Source organism: Desulfosporosinus sp. Tol-M2, assembly GCF_059735615.1.
This window is the reverse complement of record NZ_JCAIJG010000134.1, coordinates 12,665-32,239: the sequence shown is the minus strand read 5'-3', so window position 1 is coordinate 32,239 and position 19,575 is coordinate 12,665. Positions and strand designations below refer to the sequence as shown.

Annotated in this window: 14 protein-coding genes; all 14 read right to left on the bottom strand. The window is 46.0% G+C overall.

Features of this window, described 5'->3' with window-relative positions:
* Positions 1 to 82: 82 nt before the first annotated feature.
* Positions 83 to 2,257, bottom strand: a complete 2,175-nt coding sequence (locus tag AC6I5A_RS10930) for a hypothetical protein (RefSeq protein ID WP_497900674.1) — start codon at positions 2,255 to 2,257, stop codon at positions 83 to 85.
* Positions 2,258 to 2,319: 62 nt separating this feature from the next.
* On the bottom strand, positions 2,320 to 3,060 hold the full coding sequence (gene cas6, locus AC6I5A_RS10925) for a CRISPR-associated endoribonuclease Cas6 (RefSeq protein WP_034615661.1): 741 nt from the start codon (positions 3,058 to 3,060) through the stop codon (positions 2,320 to 2,322).
* Between the two features lie 223 nt (positions 3,061 to 3,283).
* The gene (gene cmr6 / locus AC6I5A_RS10920) at positions 3,284 to 4,486 is read right to left on the bottom strand and encodes a type III-B CRISPR module RAMP protein Cmr6 (RefSeq protein WP_034615640.1); all 1,203 of its coding nucleotides are present in this window, start codon (positions 4,484 to 4,486) and stop codon (positions 3,284 to 3,286) included.
* Between the two features lie 24 nt (positions 4,487 to 4,510).
* Positions 4,511 to 4,969, bottom strand: coding sequence for a type III-B CRISPR module-associated protein Cmr5 (gene cmr5, locus AC6I5A_RS10915; RefSeq protein WP_052168032.1), 459 nt, complete (start codon positions 4,967 to 4,969; stop codon positions 4,511 to 4,513).
* Between the two features lie 14 nt (positions 4,970 to 4,983).
* On the bottom strand, positions 4,984 to 5,883 hold the full coding sequence (gene cmr4 / locus AC6I5A_RS10910) for a type III-B CRISPR module RAMP protein Cmr4 (protein ID WP_034615638.1): 900 nt from the start codon (positions 5,881 to 5,883) through the stop codon (positions 4,984 to 4,986).
* Positions 5,876 to 7,045, bottom strand: coding sequence for a type III-B CRISPR module-associated Cmr3 family protein (locus AC6I5A_RS10905; protein WP_034615635.1), 1,170 nt, complete (start codon positions 7,043 to 7,045; stop codon positions 5,876 to 5,878). Before AC6I5A_RS10905 ends, cmr4 begins: the two co-directional genes overlap by 8 nt.
* Complete coding sequence (gene cas10 / locus AC6I5A_RS10900) at positions 7,042 to 8,790, bottom strand: type III-B CRISPR-associated protein Cas10/Cmr2 (protein ID WP_034615632.1); 1,749 nt, start codon at positions 8,788 to 8,790, stop codon at positions 7,042 to 7,044. Before cas10 ends, AC6I5A_RS10905 begins: the two co-directional genes overlap by 4 nt.
* Positions 8,787 to 9,776, bottom strand: a complete 990-nt coding sequence (cmr1, locus tag AC6I5A_RS10895; protein WP_034615629.1) for a type III-B CRISPR module RAMP protein Cmr1 — start codon at positions 9,774 to 9,776, stop codon at positions 8,787 to 8,789. Before cmr1 ends, cas10 begins: the two co-directional genes overlap by 4 nt.
* A 73-nt stretch (positions 9,777 to 9,849) precedes the next feature.
* On the bottom strand, positions 9,850 to 11,601 hold the full coding sequence (csx20, locus tag AC6I5A_RS10890; protein ID WP_034615628.1) for a CRISPR-associated protein Csx20: 1,752 nt from the start codon (positions 11,599 to 11,601) through the stop codon (positions 9,850 to 9,852).
* 455 nt (positions 11,602 to 12,056) lie between these two features.
* Positions 12,057 to 12,287: a CRISPR-associated endoribonuclease Cas6 gene (locus AC6I5A_RS10885; RefSeq protein WP_034615625.1), complete on the bottom strand. Its 231-nt coding sequence runs from the start codon at positions 12,285 to 12,287 to the stop codon at positions 12,057 to 12,059.
* Positions 12,280 to 12,861, bottom strand: coding sequence for a CRISPR-associated endoribonuclease Cas6 (cas6, locus tag AC6I5A_RS10880; protein WP_052168031.1), 582 nt, complete (start codon positions 12,859 to 12,861; stop codon positions 12,280 to 12,282). The genes AC6I5A_RS10885 and cas6 (AC6I5A_RS10880) overlap by 8 nt, the downstream gene beginning before the upstream one ends.
* 93 nt (positions 12,862 to 12,954) lie before the next feature.
* Positions 12,955 to 15,060: an acetate--CoA ligase family protein gene (locus tag AC6I5A_RS10875; protein ID WP_052168030.1), complete on the bottom strand. Its 2,106-nt coding sequence runs from the start codon at positions 15,058 to 15,060 to the stop codon at positions 12,955 to 12,957.
* A gap of 36 nt (positions 15,061 to 15,096) precedes the next feature.
* Positions 15,097 to 19,305 (bottom strand): UvrD-helicase domain-containing protein, encoded by a 4,209-nt coding sequence (locus AC6I5A_RS10870; protein WP_052168029.1) that lies wholly within the window; start codon positions 19,303 to 19,305, stop codon positions 15,097 to 15,099.
* Positions 19,306 to 19,368: 63 nt separating this feature from the next.
* Positions 19,369 to 19,575: cation transporting ATPase C-terminal domain-containing protein (locus tag AC6I5A_RS10865; RefSeq protein WP_497900673.1), on the bottom strand; the 207-nt coding region annotated here is incomplete at its 5' end.

Sequence of the window (19,575 nt, the reverse complement as noted above, 5' to 3'; positions counted from 1 at the left end):
TCTGCGGGCATCACTGTCATTCAAAGGGTCTCGATTGGGAATTCCATCTTTGACCGATTTGATAAATAAAATTTCTCCGCTGTTAATTGTCATTTTCATTTTCCCCCTCAAGCTTGTCATTTTTCTTATCTGATTTATAAATTAGATATCCGGACCAAAAAGCTGTCATGAACACATCTTTCTCTGAAACTAACTTACTTTGGGCGTGCTTTTCCAGGAATCCTAATAATACTTGGGCCAAAACAGGACGGAAATTAGCAGCTATCCCCATATCCCATTGCTCGGCCAGTTCTTCACAGCGCAGCAAACCGTTTTTCCAAATCATTTCCGGCGTTAACTTGCTGCCAAACTTCATAACCCGATGTTTAACAAAATCCTTTTTAGTTTTTTGATAATAAGTATTAGAAAATTGTTTTAATAATAAGCCTGAAGCAAAACCCAAATGTTCTACCGCTTCCAAATCTTTTAATTCCAGCTTGCCTTGTCCATACAAACTAATAAAGTGTTCCCAATCCGCCAATTCTCTCACTCCCCCTTGTTTTTTCATAACCTTTTTTTCATATTGCTTCAGGAAATAAACAAAACTGTAATAGAAAATCAATTCCTGCTTCATTTGCCAGCTTTCTTCTTTATTCGCTAATTCATTTAATTTTTTTGCCGTCGCTAAACGCAATCTAGCAATTCTTAACGGTTCTCTATGTAAGGCTGCTTGCAAGCTTTCCCACAGATACCCGGGACCATACGCGTTAGCCAAGAGAGAGGGAAGATTTTCAGTCCGGTAAACCGGCTGCTCGTTCATCTCCAAGGCTGCTTGTATTTTTTTCAGCTCTGTAGTCCTCAATTTTAGCAATATCACTTGAATTTGGTAAGCAACACTGGGCAGTACATCCTCAATCACAGCCCGGATATGCATATTCCCCCGGGAAAGATCACCTGAGTAATAGAGGATACTTAAACGATACTCATCGGTCGATTCCGGAATCATACTGCCTTTCATCCCTGCTAATATTTCAAAGTGCAAATCACTATCGTTTAATCTCTCTGCTTTTTTCATCATTCTGCGGTATTTAGTAAAGAGCTGTTTCGAATCACCGTCAGCTAACGGTAAAAGCATGGGGATGCCAAAGATCGCTTCAAAACTTGATGTGCGCATATTTTTCTTAGCTTCCACACTGGTAATGGGAGCGAACATTTCTTTTAACACCACGCTAGAAACGGGCACCTGCACTTCTTTCAAGAATTGTACGCCGTATAAATAGGCCTCATAACTTTCTGCATCAATTTTAATCCCTCTGGTCCACTCTTTATTCTCCCAGTAAATTGAACGGGGCATTTCCCAAGTTGGTGACAACCACAGCCAGGACTTATTATAGATAGAAACAACCTCTGCATTTTGGTTGGAAAAGGTCGAAATCGCATTTTTCTCTCTGCCTAATTCAGCCGCTTCATAAAATTTAGCCTGGCTAATCTTTTGCAGCACCTTTTCTCCTTCCAAATAAAGGTGCGAATCCGGTTCGAGCGCACTGGCCGCAATCCATATAGAATCCTCTTCTTCTACCTTTTCCGTACGTTTATGAAAAATTGGCAAACTTTCATCATAAATCAGGAGAATTCCTAATTGCTTGTCTTCCTCAATAATTTCCGAAGCTTTTTCTTCAAATAAACTCGCTACCTTTTCCGTTAAGGATTCCTTATTAGCGTCGCTCAAATCCCTATAGCCAATGGTACTGTTTAATCTGGGCCGTAGTACTTCTTTAAACTTCTCTTTATTCTTCATGGCTTTAATATGTGGGTCATACATCAAATAACAGGGGAGCGGGTAAATTCCCTGAGCATGAAGGGGGTTGCCGCCATTGGGGTAAGAAATAGGGAACGCCGTATTTCGTCTCGGGTCAACTTTGAAGTTTTCTTTTTTGTTCACTATATCTTTGTTACCCAATTCTAATATTTGCAAACTTAACTTTTCTCCATTTAATTCAACCAAAAAAACATGTCGGAAGTAATTTTTGCAATTTTCACTGTCTACATCTGTTAAAAGCTTAATTCTTTCCCTTGGAGAAAGTTTACTATTCTTTATTGGCCGGCCTATTCTGATGATAGACTCTGCAAGCATTCTTTCACCTTCTTTATCATTAAAATAGTTTCCATTTAACTGTGTAGCTTTTTTGGAGTTGACACGATAACCTACGGCAATAATTGCATCAAGATATGAAATACAAGGATGTGAATTTTCACATCCTTGTATTCTTCGACCCATTTTTTCCATTTCCTTCATTAGGATACAATATTTTTAGCAATACTTACAAATATCCCCTCTTCCTACCTCTCTTCCACCTCCACACACCCAAACCCCTGACTGTTCTTACTCCCTATTCCCCCATCTATAGCTAACTGAAGTAATTCTTTTGGCCCGTTCAAAAACAGTTTACCCCAATATCCTTTGATCACCGTATCCTTATAATTGATAATTCTCATCCTTTGTAATCCTAAGGGCCTAACTTCTATTGCTCCTGTCGGCTCCTCCTTTTCGAAAAGGGCTCGGTATTTCTTCCGTAGATTCTCATTGAATAAACGGGTATAATCCGGCTCTCCCGGTTGAAAAAAAACCGTGTATTTCCTCCCATCCGGCCTTAGCAGGGTACTATATAGAACGGCTGGTGACAGTGTTCTAATGTTCACCTGGTTTTCCTTAACACGAAATTGCCGAACCTTAACCTTATCAATTTCCAATTCCAGTGCTCCCAAACGCAAACCGCCCTTTGTTAGTAAAATACTAACCAGCGATTGGCAAAACTTAGGCAAAGGGGATGATACGGTCAGCTGGATTTCCCTTTCAAAAGCAATAGTCTTTCTCACCCGATCCATCTGATAAGCACCTTGCAATAAAGAAAAACTGAATAGTTTAAACGTGCGGCTCCCATCCACATATCCTTTCTCATGCAGAAAATTAGCCAATTTAGAATCAATGGAATTATATATGGCTGCTTGCACCAGATAATTGTAATGAATCGGTAAGACACCCGGCTTTTTCAGCGGTTTAAAATAAATCTCTAAATGAATAGTTCTCACCTCTTTATTTATAGATATCAAGCACTTGGCAATCATCCTTTTCGTTCGTTCGTTTGTTTGTTTGTTTATTTCAATTCCTTATAGGCAGGCTTTAAGCTTCAATTGTACATCGACGACAGCAAAGAAAAGGACTCCCTTTTAAACTGCAGGTGTGCTAGTGTAAGGTACCACAGGGTTGGTAAATGTTTGATGTTTTCCTTACCAAGGGTTCCTCTCACCCTTCTAATAATTCCTTAATTTGGGCGATTTTAAGTTTCTGTTTCTTACCCTGGGCTTTCCAGGCACCATTCTTTTCCCAATACGCCTTTAAGGCCAAGGCAGGCCCTTTCTCCCCTTTAGAGCCCAGTTCAATGACTTGATCAAATACTTGTTTATCTTTACTAAGCAGCAAGTCCTTTTCTGTAAAGTGCTCTATTTCAAAAATCAATCTCTGAGCCGGACTTAAGTCAATTGGCGGTTCTTCTTTAATTACAGTTTTCTTTTCAACAGGCCTGAGATTGCTTGCCTCCACGTTCATTTGGACTTTTTCAGCAGGAGGGGGATCATGCATAAAATTTTTGGCCTCTTGTAGAGTTTGTGCCGTTACATCCTGAAATTCAGAAAAATATCCATACCCCGCAGAACTCTTCGAGCCAATTCCCAGTTCTGCAAGTGCCTTTTGCAACCACGCTATCGCTAGTCTAAGCAGTTCACCCGGACCGTATCCGGAATTAAGCTTAGCATCTCGACGAATACCGACTATAAATTGAACCGACCGGCAACTGATAACATAAAAATTCACAGGATTAGGATTTTGATTATCCCCCGGCATACTCTCACCTTTATAGTATTTAGGGAAATGGATGGTTAAAACATCAGGTTGCAGGGAAAAGCCGCTATCTACAAAAGCGTCAAAAAACTCTATTTGCCCTCCGCTCTCTTCACTGCCAAGGATATCCAGACAGATAGTTCTAAGCTCTTTATGTTTCTGAACAAGGTCTTGTTCGCTCTTCAGTTTTTTCTCTTGACCATCGAAAAAGGCCTGAATCACCCAATTTCGTATAACCCCTTTGATGCTCGACGCTGGAATATAGGGGAGCCCATACAATGGATGAAGAGTCAGCGAAGTTTCTCGCACATGCGCTCCGCCCAAGCCGTGCAATAGTTTACCGGTTAGTTTCCCCTCCAGCACCGCCAATGTGTGCGTCGCCTGAAGCCCTGCCAACAAAGCCGCTTCTCGTTGATTAAGGTGTCTGTCAATCAATGTGCGTGCTGAATTATTCAATTTTAGTTCTCTCGACAAAGGTTTAAGACGCCTATTGCCATCACGTTCCAATGATATCTGTTGAAAATAATGGACTTGATACCAGAGCTGATCAATCTCGTCTTTATTCAAGCCTTCATATGCAGCACAGGTATCAGCAGGATGAAATCGCATGACTTCACTTCCCTCCTAATAATTTCATAAAATACTATCATTTGACTTAGACTTAGATATTTGGTCTCTGATCATCCCATCCGCAAACCGTCTCATCCAATCCAGCAAAGCCAAAACTTCATTGCTGATAACTCGATAATCATTGCTATTCATAGCTACCACAATTTCCACAAATTCCATGTCCCTCTTCTCGCCGTATTCCTCTAATAAATCCGGTTGCTTTTGTTTTATCCAATCAGAAATTTGTTGATAGAGCACTCTGTATTGATCACCTTTGGCAAAACAAAAGGCCAAAAAGGCCAACGTCTGTCCCAGGCCATTAACTTTAATCATCGCGGGAAGCTTTTTGACATAGGAGCGATACTCCTTCAGTTTGTTATCCCGTTGAATATTTCCCTCAACGTACCTTCTAACAGTTTCAAAGGCATATTGAGCTCGTCCGTTTTCAATCCCTACTCTGGTCGTTGTCTTTTCCGCACTCATCTTACGTTCCCCCTTTACCGCCAAATTCGACGCAATATTCCTTTACCCAAGCTGCTGTTTCCTCCCAGTTGAAAACAAGCCGGAAACACCTCTGCTTGTTTTATGAAACTCAGCACCTCGTCCGCTTTCATCATTTCCTGATTGCTTATCCGTGAGTTACCGGCGAAACAATAACTATAAAAAACCGTTTCCGGTGGGACATTTTCTTCATACCACAACGCACCGGGCTGAACAGTACCCGTATTTGGGTCAATCCGAATACGTGCGTTGACTTCGGTGGATAATGTCACAAAATCTACGAAATCGTCATCCGGGAGAACCATCAGTCGGTCACTAAACCCATTATCAATTCCCTCAAAAACCAACGCTGCCAGCTGACTCGCCAACTCTTGGCACTCATTCGTGAACTGAACGCTATAAGTATATTCCTCCAGTACCACCTGTTTCTTTTCAGCCCGAGGATTTACAATCAGCGTATTTGACGCCACACAGGCACCTTCTCCAGATGGTATGGTGAGCAAACTATTTTCCTGGCGATATAACTTCAATTCTTCATTAAATCGCTTCAAGACCAGGGGGCAGGTAATCCAGGCAAATACTCCCCGCAGCGATTTCACAGGGAAAAGGAGCAGGCGAGCATCAGAAAACGAAATTGCCCCTGCCTGAGCATCACTTTGGTTTTCCGCTGATTCCCTCCCAAAGACTATCTGCACCCGGGAAGCTTGGGCAGTGTTCTCCACGGCTGCCATGACCGTAGCCCGAATGGCGCCCTTGAGCGATGAACTTTCAATTTTTGGGTAATCCGTATGTTTTTCACGTTGAATAGGCAGGTCAACTAAACCCAGTTCACTGCCACTGCCGGCATGAATCGATGTCACCGCCTGTAAAAAAAGCAATCCGTTATTACTAAACATTGTTATCCCCCTCGCTATTTTTTTCATTTGCCGCGCCGCAGACAGCCCAGCCATACCCCTCATGTCCGAGCTCATCGCTGAGCACAGCATCTTTTAGGGCTGCCACTACTTTCCCCGCCAATCCTTTGCCAACCCTGAGATAAAGCACTGATCCAGCAGGGACCGCCTGACTTCTTGTCTTCGGAGCATTACGAGCAATGTCCCATCCCCCCAGCAAGGTCGGCCTGCCCATTGCTTCGGCAAGAATTGGCAATTCTAACTCCTGGTTTATTCTGAAGCTCTGTTTTTCACGTTGATAATAAGCGGAGTGCTCCGTCCACACCGCCGGACTGAGAAGAATAAGTCTGGCAATCCCGCTTTCTTCAATTTGTCCAATAATCCGCCCCTCTTCCTGCGGACTAAACAAGCTGAATTTCTCCGGTAATTCCTGCAAAATCCACGGACGATTCCTACCACCTAAACGCAGATAAGGAACATCCGCAAAGCCAGGCCCTTCGTTGCAAAGAACAACGAAGCCAGAGCGTTCACCTAACTCCAAGGACTTGAAACGATTCATTTTTAAATGGTACAACATCCCCACTTTAGCTGTTTTCCTTTCCCAATCCCGGGCGATGCCCTGCTTTTCCTCAGTTTCTATGAAACGCGAACTACGATAAATCTCACTCCCTTTGCGTTGCAGGATTTCCTGTTTCCACCGCTCGAAGCTGAGAAATCCTCCGCTGCTGGAACTACTTTTCTTTTCCTGCGCACCATAAAGGCCGTAGTCCCTCCCATTGGAAGTCGGATTTTCATCGCGTCGTAACTCCAGGGGGTAAGCCATTTCTGCAGCCTGTTCGCTGTTATCATTTTCAACTTTAATCACCTGATAATCCATTGGCAAAGGCAACTGGGCCTGTTGTTCGGCAAAAATTAAGCAACCTCGCAGCCTTAAGCGCCCCGGACTCTGCGTTGTTCCCATCCATTCCTTAAGCGCCGGGTCACTGCCCTCCAAGAATCTTGCAAAACTACTCTTCTGATGAATATAAGCACTGCGCAAAGCTCCATAAATAGTGCTTAGATGAGGGGGAAATATTGTCGCAGCATTTGAATTTTCACCCGCAGTAAAGTTTTTATGATTACGGAAGAAAAATGTATCAACCGGCTGTAGTAGAAGTTGTTTCACTGAGATTTTCCCTCCCTTCTCTTAAAGAACCGGCACATCTCCATCAGGTGCACAAACTGAAGCGTTGAAGGCATAATTTCATGAATATATATAAGCTGTCGAGCCTGCTGAGATAAATCCAGGTCACGGCACTCCTCTCGAGCAGATCTCCTCAGAACTCTTGCCATTTCCAATTCCATCAGTTTGCGATTTTGCTCAGGATTATCGGGAATCACTTTAATTTTCTTGCCTTCCTTTAACCCGACCCCTAATAATGGTAAAAATGCCTGGGCAAAATGTTCTATAAAGCTTACTGAAAGCTGATTACTCACCATCTTCACTAACCCTTGCAGATACTTAACCGCGCAACGTAGGGTTGTTTCGGAATATTCCTTACCCTCCAGATCCCATGGTAATACCGCTTCACGGATTTCTCCACTATGAGTTAACACAGCCAAACCCAAGGCATCCTTGGCTTTACCCCCTGGGTATTGGAAGGATTTCGCGCGTTCTTCCAAGGAGCGAGCATATTCTAAGACCATATTTAGGGGAGCCTTTTTGTGGGCAATAACCATACCCATCGAAGCCGTTGCTCTCGGACTCAGCCCCTTTTCCTGATCGCTAAATGCTAAGCGCAGGGCTTTAGCCATTTCGAGGGCCGAAGTTACCGGCGCAAAAGCTAACACATCATCCCCACCGGCATAGATCAACATACCCGCGTATTGTTTCACGATCGCCGGTACACTGGAAACTGCAAAATGATCCAGTCTCGCACTTAATTCTTTTTGATAAGCCATGTTCACCTTCGTGTCCAATGGTTCGTTCATGCCCGTTATCCGTTTCTCACCTGAAATCCATTTCCCCATATCATCCCCGTCCATCATAAGCACGGCAAAATACTTAGTTCCACCGGTTAGCTCATGGGTTGACGGAAAAGCAGCAAATGCATGGGGGGCACTCTTATTTTCTTTAAAAAAGTCGCGTGCCAGACGCTTACTCAGACAAATCCCGCATAAACTCTCACCATCCTTGATACGACCAACCCTGGTTGTTCCTTCCTGAACGACCGGAGCTTTAAATTGTTCTCGTCGTTGATTCCAGGTCTGAACCAGATTATGTTTCATCAAACCATAGCTGGTCCGATTTGCCGACTGCTGACCTTGAAAGGTCAAGGCCTGTTGTTCCCCGCAAACAGTGCAAACCAAACCTTCTTGTGAGTTTATATGGTAAGGGCGACCATTTTTAACCGCCGCCAGTCTTTCTTCCACTTGCACTCGGGCACGTGCAAAATCCTCCTCGCCGCGAAGCCTCTCCGTAGCCCAAAAGATTTCCAGTAAGGCCTTCACCTGCTGATCCAGAAGTTCCTTCATATAATCCTGCTTTAAGTCAGACGGAAATACTCGTTCAAGAGCAAAGCGTCCCATTTCAGCTAAGGAGTTTTTAACGGCCTGCTCAGCTTGGCGAGCAAGCACAGCCACCTGCTGCTGGTTAGCCTTCAGATAGCAGACAAAACGGTTCGGCAACGAAGCAACTTCAATATTTTGAGAAGTACGCTTTTCCCGAAACTCAGCCGGATCAACACGAGGATAAACCATTTCACAAGGTATTCCCTGCGCTTCTGCTAATTCAAGAACTGTCAATATTGAACGTTCCGTTAGGTAGGATAGCAAGTAACTGCCACTCCAAAGATCTTCAATTTTGCGTGCTGCTGCTATAAACCCCTGCACAGGCCCGATGCTAAAGACTAATAAGCATTCTTCATTCATATCGACACCCCCAGGTTTTGTAGAAATTTATTTCTCTGAGTGGTATAGTCAGGCTCATTCATATGCAGATTGCTCATTTCAGAAACCAGCGGGTAATAGTCCCTACCTATGCGGCGTACCGTACATAATAAAGGTGAAGCCAATCTCGGTGTTCCTCTTCTCCCCACATTACCCAACATTTGCTGCGGATGACGTGAACTTCCAGAGTTAGCGATATGACCGGCTTCACTAATTTTATAACGTACTTCTTCCGCTGAATTTGATGCTTGTCCCAGCCATATCCTCATTAACCTCGGGTAAGTATTCGGCTGCATAGTTCTCTCTGCAAGACAGGAACTGTGATTGGGACGGAAATTAAACTCCTGTCCCAAGTGTAAATCGGTCAATATTGTTTGCAGAGCTTTGCGAAATTCAGTAACATCCATCCACTTAAATTCATCGAGTTGTACCGCTCCACTCCCCCGGCGTGAACGTTGCCCAAAGCCAGCGAGCATAAAGGTAACTAAAAAGTAATTCACATACGTATCCCAACCTTGACTGTCTTTATTTAAAACTTTCATCTCAATTCTAAGTTTTCTTTCCGGCTTTAAAGCAAAGGAAGGGATAACTCGGTTTTCATATTCTTTATGAGGACAAAGATTGTCTTTTCCGATGTGTTCTTGTATTGCTTCACGATCCCTGGAACTAAGCATCAATAACAGTGGTGATCGGCATGTGCTCTCATCTCCTCCTGAGCTTCCCCCAAATAACGTTTGCTCTTTCTGCAACAATGATGCCGGTGTATTGTTCCCGGTCTGAAGACTTCTCCACCAATAACGCAACACTCCGCGGATAGAGGAACCCCGCAATTCAGCGTTAATTGCCCTGCTTCTATTACGATCATCGGTGCTTTGCCAGCCATGCATAAAGAGCGGCGTTAAAACCGTAAAGTCAAATGATTTACTTAGGACAGCCGATCCCTTTTTTAACTCATTTAAGTCATACATGCCCTTTCTCCTTTCCATCGTATTTATTACAAATATCTCCTCTCTATAGAACCACCGTATTTGTATGATTACTTTAGTTTGCACACGGATATTGCCGAAATTGAACATGTTGAAAAACCCGCTTCGATGTCACACTGCCATCTTGCGCGGATTCTTCCGTCATTACTTTACGTTTAGTTGTCGCGTAATAAGCTGGTATCGAACGTTCTGCCAGCCAGACCACCATCCTCATTGTTGCTGCCGGCTCACCTTGCACTACAACGATGTCTCCCGATTCATATATCTCTTCCAACCATATTTTCACCGGATTAAGCCAGGACTCATTCCATTCACCTACGGCAGGCACATATCCCCAACTTTGTGCAACTGTGGTCGGCATGGATTCAAAAGAGACAATATTCCAACGTTCCCTCGCATTTTTCCGCTGTTCGTCCGTAAGCTCATGGGATAACAACAGGAGCATTTTCAGTCCGGCATCTTCTCTCTTGCTTTGCTCAGTCCGATCTGCATGGTAAAACTCCTCATCCCCCTTCCTCTTCCCGTTCAATATCTCATCCGAGTACTCAAAATATGGTTTTAAGCCATCCAGAATTTTTTCCAAGACACGTTTAAATTTATCACTTTGCTTAATACTGCCGGGTTTGCCACCGGCATGATTGATGTCATTTCTTTTGTTTGTCAAATCTTGCGTAAAGGCTAATGCAACCTTATGGGCGTGGATATGCTCCAGTAATTGCCGGACTCTGCTATTGTCGCAAACCCTCCATAGTGGTTCAGGCATAGAGTCATGGTGGATTTTTAATGCACTATTTACATCCCTGCGAATATCGCCTTTGTGTTCATTCAATCCATTATTCCAGCAAATTACAGTAACCACATTTTCACTCAGCAACGTGATGCCCTGCTGAATGAGATCGTGTTCACAACACCAGTGCGCCATATAGTAATAATCCATTATCGAATTACTATCAAATATTTCGAACTTCTCTTTCATTTTAGCAAGCAGTTTGACTAAGGGAGGAAGTTTATGTATTTCAACCTTTTCCAATTCATTTAAAATTCCCTTTAAGTCTTGGATAATGGGCTGTACCCTGTTTGCCCGACAAGTAGACAAGGCTAAACTAAATTCCCGCAACGCCTTAGCCAACTTTGTTAATTGAAAGGCCTCTGCGTCTTGCCCTTTGGCATCCTTCAAGTCCCGACTCATCGGTTCGTCTATCATAGTTACCAATGTCGCCGTATTTCCATAACGTAAAAATTGATTAATGCCAATCGTCCATTCCAACAGAGAAGCCATTTCAGCCAAATCAATCATCGGAGCCATTTTGGTTTCACGATCAAGGGCTTCAAAATTACCATACAGTATTTTACCCAGCGAGGCTCCGCGTAAAGTTTTGGCGTAATTCCAGACCATTGTGGCCATAATTGGGAATGTACGGAAAGCGTTAGTAACATCAAAATATATCTCGTCATTTGTCTCAATTAATTCCACAATTTGATCAAACAACTTCCATTGGGCCTCTACCGACTGATCAGCATCAATATCCACAACCTTCACTGAAACGTTCGGATGCTGTACCTGCAGAATACTATTTAATCCACAAATATTACATCCTTCCACAACCTTATCGTTCCAATTTTTTTCTTTCGCCTCCTTTGTCAGGCAAACGATAATTTGATCCTCCTGCATCCAGTCATTTCCATAGAGTTCTAAAACAGCAGATTGAACAAACTTTCCAAGTTTTGAATTTCTGCCATCCGGTAAATAATAGTGGCACGGAGTGTAGTCTGTAGTGCCGAGAAATGAAATTAATTTGCGGGGCATAGTCACTATCCCTCCTATTTCGTCTAATTCCGGACATCTTTTCTCCTTTGGACTTTTTATCTAAAAAAGAGTGATTTCAAAAATATTTAATAAATTTCCAAACATTAAATAATTCTTGTTTTTTTCTCTAAATCCTTTATTTATGATAAAAAAAATATCCCCCTCACTTGGACGGCAAACGTTGTATTCAAGTGAATGGAGATACCTTTAAAAATTTTAATAAATTCCTATATCACTTCATTGCTTCTCCGGTAGAACAATCATTTCTTTCAGTTCACTTATTACCAAGGAAGTACGAGTGAGAAAAGCGGTTCCACAGGAAACTACATCATATTTTTGTATCCCGAGGGAAGTTCTAATGCATTTTCTGTGCCAGTGAGTAGTTCGCAAACAAACATGTGAAAATCATTGACCTTTTCAGGTTCCACTGGCTCCTTATCAATTCATTAAATAAATTACCTTCTCCCCACCACTTCCGAACAGCCGCATCCTTGTGAATTCTTACTCCCCAATCCTGCATCCAGGGCAATTTGAAGCAATGGAGGCGGACCCGAAAGCAACATCATGCCAGAATATCCTTTGATAATTCCTCCCTTATACTCTAAGATGTGCATCCGTGGATTATTTAGCATTTGAATATTCATATCCTTCGGCTGGTTATCTTTTTGATCACCGGCTTTATTCATTAGACAGGTATTTCGTTTTCGTCCTTTTTCTCTGCTTGATTCCAAGTTCTGATCCCTTCCCATTTTTTTGGAGATTTTCCACAACGTTGCGCCTAAATTCCGGTTCTCCCGGCTGCAGATAAACTGTGTATTTACTCCCGTCTCTGCGAAAAAGGGTGCTGTAGGCTACGACTGGCGATAGTGTGCGCACGTGAATAGTTGCGCTCCGCACATGCGGGTGTGAGACCTGAATCCCGGTAATCTCCGCACCGGTCGCGCCGATTCTTAACGTCAACTGTTTTAAAAGCCCGCCTGCAATTGACCCCAGAATATCATTAATCGGTGAGGATACTATCCAATTCGCCCCTTCCGGGAAACGGATATACTTTTTATCCTTTGATAACTCATAACGTCCCAATAACTTGGAAAATGTAAAGAGCCGGAAAATCCGTCCATCTCCTTCAAAACCTTGCGTATGAACCTGATCCGCGATTTCGCCCTCCATTACATGATAAATCGCGCTTTGTAACCAATAGTGGTAGTGGATCGGGGACCCTTCCATTGATGGAAACTTTAAGCTTATATTCAGCCTCACTTTGCTGCCCCCCTTTGTTGTGCAAACTTTATTTCTGATGTGAAGTGAATTACTTATAATTGCTCCGGACCATCAGTCCTTGCCCATACTTTGTTATCCCAGAGTGACCCTGCTATCCAGAGCCACGATTCTGTCAGCATCCGCCAATAGGGGATTGATATCCATTTCCACTATGGACGGGTTGGCCAGGACCAGCTGCATAAAACAGGTCAGACTATCGGTGAGTAGCTCCAAATTTGCGGCGGTGCCGCCTCTGGCTCCGGCCAGGATTTTGCTGATCTTTGTTTCGTTAATCAGCACGCTCATTTCGTCCCTGCTCAAAGGCGGGATGCGCAGCGTAACGTCGTTCAGTATTTCGGTAAAGACGCCACCGGCGCCAAAGGCCAGAACAGGGCCGAACTGCGGATCTTTTTTGCATCCGAGCAGTAGTTCCGTTCCCTTGGGCAGGTACTCCTGAATAAGTACGCCGTCGATTTGCGCGCCGGGCTGCTTATGATTTATTTCCTTGTACATCTCTGTGAAAGCTTCTTTAAGTTGCCGGGAGTTGCCGATATTGAGCCGCACCCCCCCGACATCTGATTTATGATTGATATCCGGGCTGATTACCTTCAGCGTAACCGGATAGCCGATTTTTTCGGCGGCTAACACGGCTTCCGTGCTATTTTGGGCCTTTTCCCAACGGGCTGCGGGGATCCCGTAAGCTTCCAGGAGGCTCAAGGCGTCAGTTTGGGACAGGTTTCCCTTGCTTTTGCCGGCCAGAATTTGCGCGGCGCGAATTTGTCCGGGGTGCTCAGGCAGTGCCGCCGGCCGGCGCTCTTTTTTCTTAATTAGATGATGATATTTATACATTGCGGCCAGCGCTCTGGCCGCACGCTCAAGCGAAAAATAAAACACCACATTATTCTCTTTTTCCAATTCCAATTGATAGTCCTGATAGCGCCCCCCACAGGTGGAAGCGACTAGCGGTTTATCCGGATACTGAGCGGCGATCTCCCTGATTACGCCGCTGGCGTCTAGAAAGTCGTCTTCTTTTTCCAGGTGGGAGAAAATAAGGCACATCACTGCGTCGATCTGGGGGTCCTTCATGAAGGCTTCCAGGATGCGGCGGCAGGCATATTGAAAGCCGTGAAACATGCTGGGCGGCCAGATATCCATGGGATTGCTGCAGCGTGCCCACGCCGGGAACAATTCATTAAGCTGCTCAAAAGTTGCTTCGCTTAATGCGGCTATTTCTAAGCCGTAGCGGATGCAGGCATCCGCCGCCATCACCCCTGCGCCGCCGGAGATCGAGATAATTCCAATCCGCTTTCCCTTGATCCCGTTAAAGGTGCAGAAAGCCTTATTGAGATCGCCGATTTCTTCGATGTCCGCCGCGCGGAGCAAGCCGCACTGTTGAAAAGCAGCGTCAAAAACCCTGTCTTCCCCGGCCAGAGAGCCGGTATGTGAACTTGCGGCGGCTGAACCGGCGGGGCTGGCACCGGTTTTATAGATAATCACCGGCCTTCGCGTCACGGCATCTTGAGCCTCCCGCATAAACTCAAGCCCATTTTTCAGACCCTCCATGTGGATATTTATAACTTTGAGACGGGAATCCCGCGCGAGATGGCCTAATACATCGCTAACCGCGATATCCGATGTGTTGCCGGTATCAATCATAAGTCCTATGCCGGTGCAATACTGGGCAGCGCCGATATAGAAAGCACCCGTTTGGCAAGTAATGCCGATCGGTTTAAAGTAGTTGATAAATTTGATAAACGACGTGCAGCAGTGCTCAAAATTATTAACTATCCCCAGGGTGTTCGGTCCGAGTACCCTGATGTTATTTTTAGCGGACACCGCAAGGAGCTCTTCTTGCATTAACCTGCCCTGTTCGTCCCCGTCAGAAAAGCCCTGGGCTGTGATCATGACAATTCTCACCCCTTTAGCGGCGCACTGCCCAAAAAGCACCGGCACCGCGTCACGCGGCGCGCAAATCACCGCCAGGTCAGGTATTTCCGGCACGTCCAGCAGGGAGGTATAGGCTTGACGCCCCAAAATTATTCCTCCCTTGCGATTCACAGGGTAAATCCGCCCGCGGTAACCGAAATTAAGTAATACTTCCAGCGGGTTATTGCTTCCTTTACCCGAGCGGCCGGTCACGCCAACCAGCGCGATAGACTCCGGCGCGGTTAACTTTTGATAATCACTCTCCGGCAACATTTGAAGTAACCTCCTTAAATGCTTAAACAGGTATTCTTAACTTTTATCAATGATACCATTAATCCTCTGATCCGAAGAGAGCAGGTCTGCAATTTGTATGTCTTTGCGCAGCTCATCGGAGACGGCGATTTCGCGTCCCAGGGTAAACGAATAAAGTGTGCAGCGTGAGACGTTTATTTTCAGCAGGCGTTCAATCGCCAGGGCATAAAGGGAGAGTTGGAGGGTATAGCGTTCCAACAATATCTGCTCCGGATCAGTGTCACTATTCTCCATTCGGTCAGTGCTCATGGTCCGGAATGAATCGGTCTTATAGTCCAGAATTTCCGCGTGGGTTTCCTGCTCTTCGTCCCTGCTGAGCAAAACAACGTCGATCACCCCCTGAACCAGGATATTCGCCTGGTTCTCGAACGGAAAGGTTAACGTAAAAGGGATTTCGCGCAGTATTTGCTCGGCGCTAAAAAGTCGCCGGCCCAGTTGGGTATTTAGAAACTGAGCAATCTGTACGGGCTGAAGACAGTTTTCTTGCTCTGCACTGAGAATTTCCCGCTCTTCAAGCTTACTTAAGAATTCGCTGACGCAATTGATCTGTTCGGTCGGAGACAAGGTTGGCCAAGGGGTTGCCCATTCCTGAAAAGGAATGTGCTGCATCGCCGTATGCAAAGCCGTTCCCCGCTCCGCCGCTGTTAAGGCTTTAGCCGCTTGCAGAAATTTTGGCCGTTTCAGGGCATCAGAGCGTTGCCAAAGCGCCGCAAGCTGTGCCGCCTCCTCATTTGTCTGCCGGTTGGAGCGCCGTTTCAGTTCGCTGACACTGGTTTTCGCCGCTTGCCGCACCATATTGAGGTGTGGATAACGCCAACTTAGCCGACGGTTGACTTCCGTAAACCATTGCTCGACAGTTTGCTCTTCACCGGCATCTCCTGCTTTGTCAACCTTGGCGACCGTCTTCCTACTCGACGCTTGGTCGATGCCTTCGCCAAAGTCCTCCTCTGAATTTATATCGATACTCACTCCTACGTCTGTCTCTATGCGCTCATCAACATTTTCACCAGGATTTAAGGCAGCGTTCCCGTTCATGCTTGATGTTAAGCTCGGGTGTATCCGGATCTCCCAGCGTGAGTTGCTCTCCGGCAGATACAAGACCGGTTGTCCCTCCGCTTCACTGAAGAAATGTTCGGGATGGCGGGCCAGCGCCGGACCAATCCAATCCAGAAAGCACCTGGCACTCCGCAGTTGACCTTCCGGTAAGGCTGCTTCTTGCCATTCTGAAGTACGTTGCCATTTGAGAATTGCCTTAGCCAGGTTATCCACATTTCCATAGAGGAATAAGCGTTCTTTGGCCCGCGTTAGAGCAACATAAAGGATGCGTAACTCTTCAGCCAAAGATTCTTGCGCCAAACGTTGTTTGACCGCGTACTGGATCAAAGAGGGGTAGCGGACATTATTTTCGAGATCAAAGATTGGCATGCCCAGCCCTAATTTGGAGTGCAGCAGCATCTTTCCTTTGAAACTCCGGGTATTAAACGTTCGCCCCAGACCGACAACAAAAACAACCGGGAACTCCAAGCCCTTGCTGGCGTGAACCGTTAATATGCGGACAACGTCTTCCGTCTCTCCTAAAGCGCGCGCATTTCCCAGATCCTTGCCTTGCCCCTGGAAGCGATCCAAAAAGCGCAGAAAGCGGAATAAGCCGCGGTAGCGGGTTGCTTCAAAGCGACTGGCCCGGTCATAAAGTACCCGCAGATTAGCTTGCCGCTGCGCGCCTGCCGGCAGCGTGCCAACATAACTCAAGTACCCGGTCTCTTCATAGAGAGACCAGAGGGTATCCGCCAGAGATATCCGACGGGAGCGTGTTCGCCAGGTTTGGAGTTTGAGCCAAAAATCCGTGATTTTATCCTTCTGCGTTGGCGCAGCGGCTAATATCTCTTGCGCCTTTTCCAGCCGCTGCTCCAAGGATTCTGCATAGAGCCCTAATATTTGTTGAATAGTTTTGCTATTTTCCGGAGATAGACTTCCCTCGCTCAGACCCGCCCAAACGGCAAGAGTTAACGCTTCATAGAAATCCCCTTCGGGAAGTATCAGGCGAATCTTACCTAATTCACTCCCGTTCAGGCCAACGAGCGGCGAACGCAAAACGGCAGCCAAAGGAATATCCTGATGTGGATTATCGATGATTTTCAGAAGGGACAACATCGTTTCCACTTCACCGGCTCCAAAGTACCCGGTCGTCGTTTCGGCATAAACGGGGATGTCGGCATTTTGGAATTCTTCCACATAGATGGGTGCAACTGCTGAGTAGGAGCGCATCAAGATTACAATATCAGAGTATTGGACCGGTCGAAAATCCTGGAGTGTTTGATCATGAATCTGGAATTCCGACCCTTGTACCATACCCCGGATCCGTTCCCCAACCAGACGCGCTTCGAGGCGGGTCTTATCGAGATCTTCTGAGGAGAGGACATCTTCAGTTCCTATGGGCAAATCATCTTCCCTGTCCGCGGCATCTTCCGTGGCGGCGGATGTAGGATCGTCCTCATCTTTCCTTCCCTCATCCGGGGAGGGAATAGCCGGTTGGTTTTTGATGCTTTTGGGGTCAATCAGATGTAAAGTTATCGGTCCTTCAGCCGTGCGGATTTGTCCTTGTCCGGAAACAAAGGACGCGCCGTATTGTAAGGCCGCTTGATCGTCATAAGGGATTTCTCCTGCCCCTTTGGTCATAATCTGACGGAAGAGAAAATTAACCCCCTCCACAACTTCAAGACGACTGCGGAAATTGCGCTTCAGATCAATCACCATCTCCAGAGGAGACATGCTGTTCGGAATTCCAGGCTGCCAATGCGGCAGGGTGCTGTATTTGGCGAGAAATAAGCTGGGGTCGGCCATGCGAAAACGATAAATACTCTGCTTAATATCTCCCACCATAAAGAGATTGGGGGCCTCCCCTTGCCTTGATACCAATTGTAAAATACGTTCTTGAACAGGGTTGATATCCTGATATTCATCCACCAGCACTTCCGCGAAATTATCCTTTAACCCTTGCGCAAGCAAAGAAGCCTCGCCCTTTTCCTCCAGTAATCGAAGGGCGAAATGTTCCAAGTCGGTAAAATCTAAGACGTTGCGCTGCGCTTTTGCCGCCGCATAGGCTTGCGAAAAATCACTCGCTAAGCTGCCCAGCGTTTGGGCCATAGAACCCATCTCGCGCAGGGCAGGAAGCTGATCTTCAAGGGGATAAGCAAAGACCTCGTCGTTTAAAGAATTGAGTTTCTGCTTAGCCTCATCCCTGAGTTTCTTGCATTCTTCCTGTAACGACTTCCGGAAGGCTTCGTCGCGTGCCACAGTTTCGTCAACAGAGCTTTGCTTGGTTTTAGAGCGGATGGCCGGCAGCTTGGCATAATTGACGGCGGATTGGAAATGGGCTTCGACCTGAGCCCATTGACCATCTCCTAAGGCGCGGTTTAATAAGCGCACTCGCCTTAAGTCATCCTGTAAAGTCGCCGCGTAGAGGGCCGGTCCCCCCGGACGCCGGGCAATTTGTTCGGCCTGTTCAAGTAAGTTTAAACTTTCACTCACCAGGTCCAGGAGTCCTTGACGAACAGCTTGACCCCAAGCGCTCTGCATCAGGGATTCAAGATCATCCCACACATAGGCCCTATCAAGTTCACCCAGCCACACAGCCGGGTGGGGTTGACTGGAAGCAAACTCATCCAGACGCAAAATATATTCCATCAACGGTTGATCATCACGATCAGACCCGAAGGCATCGACGAGTTTCAAGAAGGCCCGGTCCACGTGTTCATACCTTGTTTCAAAGAGATCTTCAAGCACATCTTGACGCAGAAGGTCAGCCTCCGCCTGATCCGCAACCCGAAACGCCGGATCAAGTTCAAGCCGGTAAAAATACTTGCGGATTAACTCTAAACAGAAAGAATGCAGCGTCATAATGCTTGCCCGGTGAAGAAGGGTGCGCTGGCGGAGGAGACGCTCGACTTGATAAGTCTCTTGTTCATGAAATAAAGCGTCGTCTAAAGCCTTGCCGATCCGCTCCCGCATTTCATTGGCCGCTGCTTTCGTAAAGGTTACAACCAGAAAACGATCCACATCCTCCGGTTCTTCAGGATCCGTGATGCGCTGGATTAACCGTTCAACCAGCACGGCCGTTTTGCCTGAACCGGCTGCAGCCGCGACCAGGATTGTCCCTCGTAACGCGATGGCGGCGCGTTGTTCCGCTGTCCACTTGGGCTTATTCACCCAGATCTCCTCCTTTTGTCCGGGGGGCTTGCCTCTTGAACATACTCCGGGTCTAGCGAAGGTTTAACTCTCCGCCCTTTTTGTGAACTTCACAATTTCATACCACAGCACCGATGCTGCTGCAATACCTACAGCCATGAAGAACTGACTTGCAGACAAGGGGGAAAGTTTTACTACCCCACTAAGTGGTGTGTAGAGTATCAATAACAGACCCGCCATTGTACCGATGAATACACCCCACATCACCTTATCTCGAGCAAGACTCATCAT